Genomic DNA, 13,556 nt, shown 5'->3' on the forward strand with positions numbered 1-13,556 from the left:
TGATTACATCGAAATGTTTTATAACAGTAAGCGTCGGCATGGTTCTAGCGAACAGATGTCACCGACAGAATATGAAAACCAGTATTATCAACGGCTCGGAAGTGTCTAGATTATCCGTGGCGATTCAGCTTCACATCTAAGCATAGGTCTTACTCACACCTACCTTACAAATAGTCAACTCATTAGCCCGCCATCAAAAGCGGGCTTTTTTTATTTCAGGCTCAGGGAACCATCATCGACGCACTTACTTGTTAAATCGTCCCGAGAGCCTGACCCTTTACTCACAGCTCCCGCCGTTACGCGAGGAGATAGAGATGATCCGATATATGCCTGACAAAATTGCATCCGCAGTCTCGTATTGCGTGTCCGGCAGTCTTATTTGTGGAGGCGGCATTTTGCAATGGTTGCACGACCTCGACTGGAACAAGGTTGCAGTGATTGGCGGATTTCTTATCGGCATCGCCACATACCTGACCAACCTTTACTTCAAAAGACGCCAGACCAAGGCATACGAGAAGGCCCTCAAGAAGGGCTACATTACCGCTCCACCACAGGATAACTAAAATGGCATCGACCAGAGCAAAACTCAGCGCAGCTATGCTATCCCTGATCGCCGCTGGAGCATCAGCGCCTGTACTGTTCGACCAGTTCATCAGTGAGAAAGAAGGCAACGCTCTTGTGGCCGTCATGGATCCTGGTGGCGTCTGGTCGCTCTGCCATGGCGTGACAGTTATTGACGGCAAGCGTGTCGTGAAGGGCATGACCGCCACCGAGGCGCAATGCAAAAAAGTGAACGCCATTGAGCGCGACAAAGCACTTGCCTGGGTCGACAGGAACATCAAGGTTCCATTGACAGCGCCGCAAAAGGTAGGAATTGCATCGTTCTGCCCCTACAACATCGGCCCCGGAAAATGCTATCCATCCACCTTTTACCAGCGAATCAACGCCGGTGACCGTAAAGGGGCCTGTGAGGCTATCCGCTGGTGGATTAAAGACGGCGGGCGGGATTGTCGCCTGACCAAAGGCCAGAAAAATGGCTGTTACGGTCAGGTTGAGCGTCGTGATCAGGAAAGTGCGCTGGCGTGCTGGGGGATAGATCAGTGAAATTTAATCTTTTCCCAGTTGCGATTGTCATCATTGCTGTCCTGTCAGTAGCACTCGTTAAAAGTTGTTCAGATGCCAGCAGCCTGCAGAGTGATAACAACGTTCTGCGAAGTGACAACTCTTTGCAGGGACAGGTAATCGCCACCCAGGCATTCAACTTCAATCGATTCAATCAGGTTGCAGAACATGCCAATAAGCTTAACTCCCTTATCGACACCAGCACCGAAGAAACCGTAATCGAATACCGGGAGATTCTCCGTCGTGAAAAAACTTGTGATCTGCCTGTTCCTGCTGATGTCGCTGGTGGGCTGCTCAAATACGCGCACCGTTTACGTGCCAGCGCCATGCACACCGATACCAGCAGACCTGACGCAGCCGATGATAGTACCGCTGCCGCCGGCTCAATAACGTACTGCCAGGCTGTGCTCTGGATTAAGCCGCTGCTGGCCGTGATTGAGAAGGGCAATAATAACCTGGCTGGTATAAGGCAGATAGAGCTGGAAAGGAAAAACTAGGGATGGCTCATCCTTGAGCGCACGGTATTTCTGAACGACGGCTTTACCTGACATAGCAAAGCACCTTTAAATTCTAGAAAATACTCAATATTTAACAAGCGAAGCGCATCAATCGCAAAAAAAGCCCCCACGAGGGAGGGCTACCGGAGTCTCAGTTTCACATGCTCTTTTTATCGATGTTTCCCTGGAGTTGGCATTCTCCGCATCAGAGTCATAACAAGCCTGGCATCCAGCATGAGATCAACAAGCGTAAGCGTAAGGAATTAAGATTTTACTGAGGCAGAATGATTGGTGTTTGGTGCAAAGTTATCTATCTGTTCACGATATTGATGTTCAGGACCGCCAGACGAAGAAAGACATCCTGGCGCATAACAAATCGTGGCAGGTGAACTGCCAAAAGGAGAAAGTCGATTTGAAGTAGTAAAGCGGATAGACCGCCGCCGAAAGGTAATGCAGCAGTCATGATGCTGCCCCGAGTCGCGTAATGGCGAGCAGGTATAGCAGACAGTTGTGAGGGTAAGTAAGGGAACATGCTCCGGTAAAGCAGCACGAACGCCATACGCGCACCGGTTATCAGCGGCTAATAAACGACAGAGACTCAAAGGCATGAGCGTGGCCACTTCGGGTAGTGGCAGCCATTACAAAGCTCACCTGCTGGTGGCTTGATAATGGTTATAAACATAAGCAGTTTAATCAATCATATGATCATCTTACGCAATTGGATTTCTTCCTGCCCGTTGAGTTGGGCGTACTCCACTAATTGCTTAATAAGCGATTCTTTGTCATTAGACATCAAGGAAGAAACGTAAAGACCAGTTGTCCATTCAAAAACGCTCACTAAGGATAAGGGCGATTTTCTTGAGTACTGATAATTTATTGAGAAGTTATTGCAGATTCTTTTCTTTTCCATGGGGTAAATTTGTACTTAATGCAAATTATCGGCATTTATAATGCTGTAATGGTTTGAGATAAATGAGTACTTCACTTTGGGTAAAAGATACTTTAGCACCGCTAAAAATAGTAGGATTAATCTTAGATTGTTGTTGTTTTTAGCAAAATATGAATAATAAATTCAACTAAACACAACGATAACAACCGATGAAAATTCAATCTATTACAATCGCTTTTCTGGTGGCGATATCGTCACCCTCATACTCAGCCTTTCAGGAAAGGGAATACAATACCTGGTATCAGAAAGATGCAGTGCTTTACGACATTACGCAGACCTCAGAGGGATTGCCTGTCATGATAAGCATCTCTCAACCCGGGAGGGGAGCAGCAAATATGCTGGTGTCCTATATGTCCGATGGCAGTTGTGGAGATAAGAAGGAGTTGCTTAATGTGAATGGGAAGGATGTTCCTGCAACTTACAGGTGTGTATCGGTCGGGGCAAACAGGATTGAGCACTTTGCAGTTAATGATGCCGAAAAGGTCAATGAGATGGTTAACCACCTCAAGTCAGATTTCACTTTGCTGCTTCAGAACGATATCAAAGTCTGGGCTGCGAACATAAAGACGCCGAAGTATGGCATAGCACCAAGATTTTAAATCGCTATATCTAACCGCCTGAAGGCGGTTTTTTAATGGCAATAACATTGGTTATCCCCTGAAAGGGATAAAGCACTGAATATCCCTTTCAGGGGATAAATCGGCCTCGCAATTTGCGGGGCTTTTTTATGCGCATCGCACGCGCAGATCAAAGAAAGTCTTTCAGCTGTGAGCCTGGGCAAACCGTTAACTTTCGGCGGCTTTGCCGTGCGACAGGCTCACGCCTAAAAGGAAATCCCTCATGAAATATTTATCGCTGCAGCAGGCGATGCTGGGCATGCGCGTAACAATGACCGACGACGGCTTGATTCTCAAAAGACCTGCCGGTAGCGCACACTACGATTTGAAAGGTCGCCGCCATACAGTTTGGGGTGATGCTTCTTTCTTTCCTGAACATCTTCGCGTGAAAGATAAGCGCAAACCGAAAGGTGGCCAAGTCAGTTACGGCAATGGCGAAATCGTTGGCCATCGGGCTGACGGTTCTGTGGCCTGGCGAATGGGGAAAATCGAAGAGACAACAAAAAAACCTGATGCTGCATTAGGTGAGTTGTCGGCTGTTTACACTCTTCCGCGATACAAAATTGGTAGCGATATGAAGAGGCAGGAGCTGATTGCTAATGCTCTTGATGAAGCAAAGCAGAGGTCCAATGAGGTATTTGGCGGATTTCCAGCAGATAAAACAGCGGTGGTTTTCTTGGCTGATCGCTGGGTAGCTATTGAAGGAGGCTATACGCCAGATGAAATTCGCGATGCGGTGGAACACATCAAGCACAGACGTCTGACGAAGGAATTTGCTAAGGGGCTCGCAGATTTATCTCCATTTGCCATGAAGGACGGACAGGCATTTATCAAGGATGCAGTTATCCAGAAAGTTTAATTGAGCCGTACTGAAACGGACCCGCGAAAAGGGTATGCCATCGATTCTGGCATTGGTCCCGAAATTAAGACCAGCGTGAAGCTATCCCCTGAAATGGAAAAAGCGATTTCAGATGTTGTGTCCGAGGAACTGAAGAAGAGTCTTCGGCCAGGTGGCACGATATGGTCAGCGCTGTCGCGATGAGTGGACGGTTAGACGTCCAAATGGATGCAAATCAAGTTGCAATCTCTAAAATGATAATCATTATCATTAGCGGGTCCTCCCGGCAGGGTGGCCTGCCACGGGGCGGCTGGCGCGCGGAAAACGGCTAGTTTTTGCGATCTAGGGTCATCATCATCATTTATGAAGGCCTTTGATTTGTTTAAAGGCCGTTTTCGCAAGATGTCGAATCGTTTAAAAAGTGTTCACCATCATGGACCAGGAAATCGCCGCATTAAAACTGAATATCAACCAGCTTGCCGGGATAACCGGCGTACACCGTCAGACGGTTGCCGCGAGGTTGAAAAATGTCGAACCTGCGCCAGGCAGCAACAGCAAATTAAAGCTCTATCTGGTTACAGACATTCTGACCGAACTGATGATCCCCACCGTGTCGACGAATATCGACGATATGGATCCATCCGACAGGCTCGCTCACTGGAAAGCAGAGAACGAGAGGCTGAAGTTTGAACAAGATACGGGGCAGTTAATACCCGCTGATGAAGTGGCGCGTGAATTCTCATTGATGGCGAAAGCCGTCGTCATGGTACTTGAAACTCTCCCTGACATACTCGAACGCGACTGCGCATTAACGCCGACTGCGGTTTCCCGCGTACAAAACGTTATCGATGATCTGCGCGACCAGATGGCGGAGAGGGTGAAGGACGCTGAAACAGAGGAGGAAGAGCCAGAGGAGGACTGATGGCAAAGCGGGCATCCGCCAGGGGCATCCGCCGCGATGTTTCCGGTATTTTACGTGCCCCGCGTCGTATGCCGGTGGCCGATGCGGTCGGTACATATATGCGCGTGCCAATGGGGGCAGGAAACTCCGTTCCATGGGACCCGGATCTTGCACCTTATGTGATTGAGCCGATGAATTGCCTGGCCTCGCGTGAATACGATGCGGTTGTGTTTGTTGGCCCGGCGCGAACGGGTAAAACCATCGGGCTGATTGACGGATGGATTGTCTATAACATCGTCTGCGATCCGGCAGATATGCTCGTCATTCAGGTATCAGAGGAAAAGGCGCGCGAGCATTCAAAAAAACGTCTGGACCGTACTTTTCGCTGCAGCCCTGAAGTTAAAAACCTGTTAAGCCCGAGGCGTAACGATAATAACGTCTACGATCGTACATTCCGCGCCGGTAACTATCTGAAGCTCGGCTGGCCATCCGTCAATATTATGTCGTCCTCTGACTATAAAAGTGTGGCGCTGACGGATTACGACCGCTTTCCTGAAGATATCGACGGGGAGGGTGACGCTTTTTCACTGGCGTCGAAACGTACCACGACATTTATGTCCTCCGGGATGACGCTGGTTGAGAGTTCACCCGGCAGGGATATCAGAGACACAAAATGGCGGCGAACCACGCCTCATGAAGCCCCTCCAACTACCGGAATTTTATCACTCTATAACCGTGGCGACCGCCGCCGCCTTTACTGGCCATGCCCGCATTGTGCGGAGTATTTCCAGCCGGAAATGGACAATATGACCGGGTACCGCGACAGCAGCGATCCCGTGCTGGCCAGTGAAGCTGCGTTTCTACAGTGCCCGGCCTGTAAAGGCAGGATCACACCGGACATGAAGCGTGCGCTGAACATGAAATGTGTCTGGCTGAGGGATGGGCAGAGTATCGACCGTAAAGGTCAGGTAAGTGGTGATGGCCGTCGTTCCCGCATTGCCTCCTTCTGGATGGAAGGTCCGGCAGCTGCATACCAGACCTGGGCGCAGCTTATTTATAAGTACCTGACCGCCGAGCAGGAATACGAATCCACGCGCAGCGAAGAAACACTGAAAACGGTGATCAACACCGATTTCGGCAGACCCTATCTGCCGCGGGCAAGCCTGGAGCAGCGTAAAAGTGAATTGCTCGAGCAGCGTGCCGAGGATGTTCCAAAACGTTCGGTACCGGACGGCGTGCAGTTCCTCACCGCGACCGTGGACGTGCAGGCCGGGCGCGACCGGCGATTTGTAGTGCAGGTTACGGGTTACGGAAGTATGGGTGAGCGCTGGATAGTTGACCGTTACAACATACGGTATTCGCTGCGCTGTGACGGCAACGGGGAAAGCATACAGGTTGATCCGGCAAGCTATCCGGAGGACTGGGATCTTTTGCTCACTGACGTCTTTGAGAAAACGTGGCCTCTGGCATCTGACCCGTCAAAGGGCATGCGGCTTATGTCGATGGCCGTGGACTCCGGGGGCGAGGACGGTGTGACGGATAATGCCTACAAGTTCTGGCGCAGATGCCGCAGGGAGGGGCTGGGTAAGCGTATCTATCTCTTCAAAGGTGACAGTGTTCGTCGCAGCAAACTTATCCAGCGAACGTTTCCCGACAACACCGGCAGATCAACACGCCGCGCACAGGCGACCGGGGATGTGCCTCTTTATCTTCTCCAGACCGATGCCCTTAAAGACCGGGTGAACAATGCGCTGTGGCGTGATTCACCCGGCCCTGGCTATGTGCATTTCCCCGCCTGGCTGGGCAGCTGGTTCTATGACGAACTGACATATGAGGAACGCTCGAATGAAGGGAAGTGGAGTAAGCCCGGCCGGGGCGCAAACGAAGCATTCGACCTGCTCGTTTATGCAGATGCGCTCGCCATCCTTAGTGGATACGAAAAAATTAAATGGCCGTCAGCTCCTGAGTGGGCACGGCGGGAAACGTGGATCGAGGACACGCAGACGGAAACTGGCGAAGTGCCATCCCCGTCGCCTGCGCCGAAATCTAAATCAAAACCAAAACGTGAGAAGCCCGTAACTGAACAGGCTAATCCGTGGTCTTCGTCAGGAGGTTGGGTGTGAGTCCAGCTGATATTCAAAACATGATCGACCGCTACGCTGCTGCAGAGCTGTCTGTTCTGGAAGGGAAATCAATCACTTTCAACGGGCAGCAGATGACGCTCGAAAACCTGTCGGAAATCAGAAAAGGCCGTCAGGAATGGGAGCTCCGACTGGCAACGCTCAATAACAAACGCCGCGGGCGACCCGGCTACAGGCTGGCGAGGTTTGGATGAGTCTTTTAGATGATGCGATTGGCCTGTTTTCTCCAGGCTGGAAAGCCTCACGCCTGCGTGCCCGTGCAGTCATTAAGGCGTATGAGGCAGTTAAGCAAACGCGTACCCACAAAGCCCAGAAGGAAAATCGCTCAGCTGATCAGCTCAGCCAGATGGGGGCAGTTTCACTGAGGCAGCAGGCGCGCTGGCTGGACAACAACCACGATCTGGTGATCGGCGTTTTCGACAAGCTGGAAGAAAGAGTGGTGGGTGCGAAGGGCATCATAGTTGAACCTCATCCGATGCTGAGTAACGGGAAGATAGCCAAAAAGCTTGCCACTGATATCCGCAGAAAGTGGGGCGAATGGTCCGTAAGGCCCGATGTCACAACCCAGTTTACCCGGCCCATGCTTGAGCGTCTTATGCTGCGAACGTGGCTCAGGGACGGCGAGGTTTTTGCTCAGCTGGTTCGCGGTACCGGAAATGGGCTTCAGCCGGTCGCGGGTGTGCCGTTCTGGCTGGAAGCGCTGGAGCCTGATTTCGTACCGATGAACAGCGATGAAGCCACCCAGCTTAATCAGGGCGTTTTTGTCGATAACTGGGGACGGCCTAAAAAATATCAGGTCTATAAAAGTCTGCCGGTATCCGGGCGACAGTTCGATACGAAAGAGATAGATGCTGAGAACATGCTCCATCTCAAATTCACCCGCCGCCTGCACCAGACCCGCGGAACGTCTCTTTTGTCTGGCGTCCTGATGCGCCTGAGCGCGCTGAAAGAATACGAGGACTCGGAGCTTACTGCAGCAAGAATTGCTGCGGCACTCGGCATGTACATCAAAAAAGGCGACGGACAGAGTTTCGATTCAGATTCCAGCAGCGATGACCGCGAGCTGATGATTCAGCCTGGTATGCTCTATGACGAACTGCAGGCCGGGGAAGAAATCGGGATGATTAAATCCGATCGCCCGAACCCTAACCTCGAGTCGTTTCGTAACGGACAGCTGCGGGCGGTATCTGCGGGCAGTCGCCTCAGTTTTTCCAGTACATCCAGAAACTACAACGGCACATACAGTGCCCAGCGGCAGGAGCTTGTCGAGTCAACCGACGGATATCTGATTCTGCAGGACTGGTTCATCGGTTCAGTGACCCGGCCAATGTACCGGGCCTGGCTGAAGATGGCTATTGCTGCCGGAGAAATCAAGCTGCCGAGAGGCATCGATATGGACACGCTGTATAACGCGGTTTATTCGGGACCCGTTATGCCGTGGATTGATCCCGTTAAAGAAGCCAATGCCTGGAAAACGCAAATCCGCGGCGGTGCGGCAACCGAATCCGACTGGATCCGTGCCAGCGGTCGCAACCCGGATGATGTTAAGTCACGCCGTAAAGCGGAGGTTGACGAGAACCGAGAACAGGGCCTGGTGTTTGACACCGACCCCGCCAATGATAAAGGAGGCACCAGTGCCGAAGCCAAAGAACCGGGCGCGCCACCGTCCGAAAGCCAGCGCAAAAAGTAATTCGTGGTTCCGCATGCAGGCCAGCAATAACAGCGAGGCCGACATTTTTATTTATGACGAAATCGGGTACTGGGGCGTAACGGCGAAACAGTTCGTCAATGATCTCCGGGCACTTGGTGACATCACCCACATCAACCTTCACATCAACTCACCCGGTGGTGATGTCTTCGACGGTATTGCTATCTATAACGCGCTGAAGCACCACGGTGCGGCGATTACCGTTCATATCGACGGTCTGGCGGCCTCCATGGCCTCGGTGATCGCGATGGTAGGCAATCCGGTCATCATGCCTGAAAACACGATGATGATGATCCATAAGCCCTGGGGGTTTGCTGGTGGTGATGCGACTGATATGCGCGACTATGCGGATCTTCTCGACAAGGTTGAATCCGTTCTTATCCCGGCTTACGCGCAGAAAACCGGGAAATCCACCGAAGAAATTGCGGCAATGCTGGAAGACGAAACCTGGATGAGCGGCAGCGAATGCCTTGAACTGGGTTTTGCCGACCAGGTGACCCCATCCCTGCAGGCTATGGCCTGTATCCATTCAAAACGTATTGAGGAATTTGAAAAAATGCCAAAAAGCATTCGCAACATGATCACCCCGCCGCGCAATACTACCCAGCGTGACCCGGTTATTACCCAGCCTCAGGCACCGCAGGCAAAAACTGACCCGGCGCCGGATGAAAATGCGATCCGCGCGCAGGTACTGGCTGAGCAGAAAGCCCGTGTTAACGCCATCGGTGATCTCTTTGCCATGTTCGGTAATAAACACACGGAACTGCAAAATCAGTGCGTGGCCGACCCTGATTGTTCCGTTGATAAGGCGAAAGATTTGCTGCTGGCAGAGCTCGGTAAAACGGCCACGCCATCCAACAAAACCACACAACAGCATATTTATGCGGGCAACGGTAATTTCGTTGCGGATGGTATTCGCCAGGCGCTGATGGCGCGTGCCGGTTTTGAAGGCCAGGAGCGGGATAACGTTTATAACGGTATGACGCTGCGCGAGTATGCGCGCATGGCCCTGACAGAAAAAGGTATCGGTGTATCCAGCTACAATCCGATGCAGATGGTTGGCCTCGCGCTGACGCACAGCACCTCTGACTTTGGCAATATTCTGCTGGATGTGGCGAACAAAGCGCTGCTTCAGGGCTGGGAAGAATCCCAGGAAACCTTCGAACTGTGGACCAAAAAAGGCCAGCTGTCAGACTTCAAAACGGCGCATCGTGTCGGTATGGGTGGTTTCCCTTCTCTGCGACAGGTTCGCGAGGGGGCGGAGTACAAGTACGTCACTACCAGTGATAAAGGCGAAACCATCGCGCTTGCCACTTATGGTGAAATTTTCTCTGTTACCCGCCAGGCGATCATTAACGACGATCTGAACCAGCTCACCGACGTGCCGATGAAGATGGGGCGTGCGGCGAAGGCAACGATTGGCGATCTGGTCTACGCCATCCTGACCAAGAACCCGAAACTTTCCGACGGCAAGGCGCTGTTCCATGCCGATCACAAGAACCTGAGTGCGGGAGCAATTTCCGTTGCCAGCCTGGACGAATCGCGCAAGCTGATGCGCCTGCAGAAGGAAGGGGAGCGTACCCTGAATATCCGTCCGGCCTTCATGCTTGTACCTGTAGCTCTGGAAACCCTGGCGAATCAGACTATCAAGTCAGCCAGTGTTAAAGGTGCTGATATTAATGCCGGCATCGTAAACCCGATCCAGAACTTTGCAGAGGTCATCGCTGAACCACGTCTGGATGAAGCGGATGCGAAAGCCTGGTATCTGGCCGCCGCGAAGGGCACCGACACCATCGAGGTTGCTTATCTCAACGGTGTCGATACGCCTTACATCGATCAGCAGGAAGGCTTCACCACTGATGGCATCGCAACGAAAGTGCGTATTGATGCCGGTGTGGCGCCGCTGGACTATCGCGGCATGACCAAATCCACTGGTCAATAAAAAACAGTCCTGACAATCAGACGCCCGTAAGGGCTTTTTTTATACCTGAAACCAGCCCCGTAAGGGGCTGAATGGAGAAGTTATGGCTAAGAACTACGCGCAGGACGGGAAAACAATCCCTCTGGTAAACAGCGGTGCAACCGATATTCAGAGCGGCGACCCGGTTGTTGTTGGAAAACTTATCGCGGTGGCAATTACTGATATTCCGGCTGGCATCACCGGGGATGGTTTTGCTGAAGGTGTATTCCTTCTGCCAAAAGTCTCCGCCGACGCGGTGACTGCCGGGGCGCAGGTGTATCTCAAGGACGGCAAAATCCAGACCGATGAAACGGATGCTGTTGCCGCAGGCATCGCCTGGGAAGATGCACCGGCAAACACCACCGTTGTTGAAGTGAAGATTAATGTCTAATCCCTTTGACCGGATGGCGGCTCGCATGGACGCGGCCACCATAAAAAAGATGGGGAAAACGGCTCTTATTAACGGAATTACATATGACGTTATCTCTGCTGAGTTGCTTGAAGAGATGGGGCCGTTATCAGGGAATTTACGGTCTCTGGTGGTATTCAGTGGAGAATATACCCCGCGGCGAAACGATGAAGTGGTCTGGGAAGGCAAAAACTGGACCGTCACACGTCACGAACTGTTTAACGGGAAACCTCGTATCTTCATTGAGTAGGAGGGGCTATGTCGATCAAAGGCCTCGAGCAGGCTATCGCAAACCTCAACAGCATCAGCAAAACGGCCGTACCACGTGCCTCTGCCCAGTCGGTTAACCGTATTGCCGGGCAGGCCATCAACCGAAGCGTTTCTGTCGTTTCGAAATCGACTCGAGTACCTCGAAAACTGGTTAAGCAACGTGCCCGGTTACGGCGGGCTACCGTCAGTAAACCACGCGCACTTATTCGGGTGAACCGGGGAAATCTCCCCGCCATAAAACTCGGTCCCGCCAGTGTTCGTTTGTCCCGCAGGAAACGGGATAAGTCGGGTGCAAACAGTGTGCTCAGAATAGGCCCGTTTCGTTTTCCAGGCGCTTTTATCCAGCAACTGGCAAATGGTCGATGGCATGTGCTGCGACGCACCACAAAGAACCGTTACCCCATTGAAGTGGTCAGCATTCCCCTGGCTGTTCCCCTTACAGAGGCCTTCCGTGCGGAGCTACCCCGGCTTATGGACGAAAACATGCCAGCAGTTATGCGCCAGAATCTGCAAAACCAACTGAGGTTGATACTCAAACGATGAAACACCCGCAGATACGCGCCGCCGTTCTGACGGCCCTGAAACGCGGTATTACAGAGCAAATAACCTGGTTCGACGGCCGTCCGGGATTTCTGGAAGAAGATGATCTGCCTGCTGTAGCCGTCTATCTGACAGACGCGAGAGCTTCAGAAGATAGCGTGGATGAAGATATGTGGACTGCACTGCTGCATATCGAGGTCTTTTTGAAGGCAAAAGAGACCGATTCCGCTCTGGATGCCTGGATGGAAGAAAAAGTGTACCCCGCTCTGGCTGATATCCCAGAATTGCTGCCCCTGATCGAACTGATGAATGCAAATGGCTATGACTATCAGCGAGATGAGGAAGTGATGATGTGGGGATCAGCCGATCTCAGTTATTCAATCAGCTATGTAATGTGAGGATCCTATGGCCACACCAAACCCGCTGGCGCCAACAAAAGGTGCCGGTACCACTCTCTGGGTTTACACCGGAACCGGTGACCCCTATGCCAATCCGCTTTCAGACGTTGACTGGTTGCGCCTCGCAAAGATTAAAGACCTGCAGCCCGGTGAACTGACGGCTGAATCTGAAGATGACACCTACATCGATGATGAGAATGCCGACTGGACATCAACGATGCAGGGGCAGAAATCAGCCGGTGAAACCAACCTGACGCTCGCGTGGATGCCTGGAGATTCCGGTCAGCAGGACCTGGTGAACTGGTTCGATGAGGGCACCGTGAGGGGATATAAAATCAAATACCCAAATGGTGTTGTCGATGTGTTTAAGGGCTGGGTGAGCAGCCTCGGTAAAACCATTACCTCCAAAGAGGTCATGACCCGCACGGCCAAAATCACAAACAACGGCAAACCATCGCTGGCAGAGAACAGCGGTACCGCGCCGATTGCTGTCACGGGGATCAGTCTGGATAAATCTACTGCAGCTGTCGCGGTCGCAGCCACAACGCAACTGGTGGTTTCTGTCCTGCCGGCCAGTGCGTCAGATAAATCCTTCCGCGTAGCCAGCTCTGATCCTTCAAAAGCAACGGTCACCGTTAACGGCAATACCCTGACTGTCACCGGCGTGGCGGCGGGCACCGTAGAAATCATCGTTATGAGCAATGACGGTAACTTTGTGGCGATCTGCAAAGTCACTGTTTCCTGATAACCGGGGCGTGAGCCCCGTTCCCACCCGGAGTAATTATGTTTCTAAAGAGCGAACTGCTGGAAAGTAACGGCAGCAGCGTCACATTATTCCAGCTTTCGGCGCTTCAGCGTATTGAATACCTCGAATACCTGAAGCAGCTGGAGGCAGTTGAAGCTGGCGATTTTCAGGCGGCCATCACCCTCACCGTAAAAAGTGGGGCGTTCCTCGTGGCGATGTCACTCTGGCACGGCCACGAACTGAAAGGCTCCCAGGGAGAAAATACGGCGGCAGAAGTGGCAAAGATTCAGGATGAGGTCATGCAGTCATGGCCGACCGAACTGGTTGCCGAAGCGGAATATAAGGTGAAACTCCTGTCCGGGATGATTGCGCCGGTAACTGATGACCAGGCAGCTTCCGGCGAAGAAAGTTATGAACCCGCTGAACCCGTTACTGCGGAAAAGTCCTCGCCAGTGAGCTGA

The 13,556-nt window shown here is 52.1% G+C and carries 17 protein-coding genes; all 17 read left to right on the plus strand.

Features of this window, described 5'->3' with window-relative positions:
* Window positions 1-109 (plus strand): IS3 family transposase (locus PUZ33_RS00005; RefSeq protein WP_131729156.1); only part of this gene is annotated, 109 nt, incomplete at its 5' end.
* A gap of 205 nt (window positions 110-314) precedes the next feature.
* On the plus strand, window positions 315-563 hold the full coding sequence (locus PUZ33_RS00010) for a class II holin family protein (protein ID WP_008499363.1): 249 nt from the start codon (window positions 315-317) through the stop codon (window positions 561-563).
* A gap of 1 nt (window position 564) precedes the next feature.
* Window positions 565-1,104, plus strand: coding sequence for a lysozyme (locus tag PUZ33_RS00015; protein WP_196362233.1), 540 nt, complete (start codon window positions 565-567; stop codon window positions 1,102-1,104).
* Window positions 1,101-1,619, plus strand: coding sequence for a hypothetical protein (locus tag PUZ33_RS00020; RefSeq protein ID WP_196362232.1), 519 nt, complete (start codon window positions 1,101-1,103; stop codon window positions 1,617-1,619). The genes PUZ33_RS00015 and PUZ33_RS00020 overlap by 4 nt, the downstream gene beginning before the upstream one ends.
* Window positions 1,620-2,717: 1,098 nt before the next feature.
* Window positions 2,718-3,167: a hypothetical protein gene (locus PUZ33_RS00025; RefSeq protein WP_023150211.1), complete on the plus strand. Its 450-nt coding sequence runs from the start codon at window positions 2,718-2,720 to the stop codon at window positions 3,165-3,167.
* Between the two features lie 241 nt (window positions 3,168-3,408).
* Window positions 3,409-4,044, plus strand: coding sequence for a hypothetical protein (locus PUZ33_RS00030; protein WP_058680229.1), 636 nt, complete (start codon window positions 3,409-3,411; stop codon window positions 4,042-4,044).
* Window positions 4,045-4,456: 412 nt separating this feature from the next.
* Window positions 4,457-4,945 carry a DUF1441 family protein gene (locus PUZ33_RS00035; protein ID WP_044158251.1) on the plus strand — a complete coding sequence of 163 codons (489 nt, stop codon included), beginning with the start codon at window positions 4,457-4,459 and terminating at the stop codon, window positions 4,943-4,945.
* Window positions 4,945-7,047 carry a phage terminase large subunit family protein gene (locus PUZ33_RS00040; RefSeq protein ID WP_058680228.1) on the plus strand — a complete coding sequence of 701 codons (2,103 nt, stop codon included), beginning with the start codon at window positions 4,945-4,947 and terminating at the stop codon, window positions 7,045-7,047. The genes PUZ33_RS00035 and PUZ33_RS00040 overlap by 1 nt, the downstream gene beginning before the upstream one ends.
* A gap of 20 nt (window positions 7,048-7,067) precedes the next feature.
* Complete coding sequence (locus PUZ33_RS00045) at window positions 7,068-7,259, plus strand: hypothetical protein (protein ID WP_286088471.1); 192 nt, start codon at window positions 7,068-7,070, stop codon at window positions 7,257-7,259.
* Window positions 7,256-8,755 carry a phage portal protein gene (locus PUZ33_RS00050; protein WP_058680226.1) on the plus strand — a complete coding sequence of 500 codons (1,500 nt, stop codon included), beginning with the start codon at window positions 7,256-7,258 and terminating at the stop codon, window positions 8,753-8,755. Before PUZ33_RS00045 ends, PUZ33_RS00050 begins: the two co-directional genes overlap by 4 nt.
* Window positions 8,682-10,715 (plus strand): ClpP-like prohead protease/major capsid protein fusion protein, encoded by a 2,034-nt coding sequence (locus PUZ33_RS00055; RefSeq protein ID WP_173647451.1) that lies wholly within the window; start codon window positions 8,682-8,684, stop codon window positions 10,713-10,715. Before PUZ33_RS00050 ends, PUZ33_RS00055 begins: the two co-directional genes overlap by 74 nt.
* An 82-nt stretch (window positions 10,716-10,797) precedes the next feature.
* A complete protein-coding gene (locus PUZ33_RS00060; RefSeq protein ID WP_058680225.1) occupies window positions 10,798-11,124 on the plus strand; it encodes a DUF2190 family protein in 327 nt (108 codons plus the stop codon).
* Window positions 11,117-11,392 carry a DNA breaking-rejoining protein gene (locus PUZ33_RS00065; protein ID WP_044067056.1) on the plus strand — a complete coding sequence of 92 codons (276 nt, stop codon included), beginning with the start codon at window positions 11,117-11,119 and terminating at the stop codon, window positions 11,390-11,392. Before PUZ33_RS00060 ends, PUZ33_RS00065 begins: the two co-directional genes overlap by 8 nt.
* 8 nt (window positions 11,393-11,400) lie before the next feature.
* On the plus strand, window positions 11,401-11,955 hold the full coding sequence (locus PUZ33_RS00070) for a phage tail protein (RefSeq protein ID WP_013096336.1): 555 nt from the start codon (window positions 11,401-11,403) through the stop codon (window positions 11,953-11,955).
* Window positions 11,952-12,350, plus strand: a complete 399-nt coding sequence (gpU, locus tag PUZ33_RS00075; protein ID WP_058680224.1) for a phage tail terminator protein — start codon at window positions 11,952-11,954, stop codon at window positions 12,348-12,350. The genes PUZ33_RS00070 and gpU overlap by 4 nt, the downstream gene beginning before the upstream one ends.
* Before the next feature lie 7 nt (window positions 12,351-12,357).
* A complete protein-coding gene (locus PUZ33_RS00080) occupies window positions 12,358-13,095 on the plus strand; it encodes a phage tail protein (protein ID WP_058680223.1) in 738 nt (245 codons plus the stop codon).
* Window positions 13,096-13,133: 38 nt separating this feature from the next.
* Window positions 13,134-13,556 carry a phage tail assembly chaperone G gene (gpG, locus tag PUZ33_RS00085; protein ID WP_058680222.1) on the plus strand — a complete coding sequence of 141 codons (423 nt, stop codon included), beginning with the start codon at window positions 13,134-13,136 and terminating at the stop codon, window positions 13,554-13,556.

This window comes from Enterobacter cloacae complex sp. 2022EL-00981, assembly GCF_028737495.1.
Classification (GTDB): domain Bacteria; phylum Pseudomonadota; class Gammaproteobacteria; order Enterobacterales; family Enterobacteriaceae; genus Enterobacter; species Enterobacter cloacae.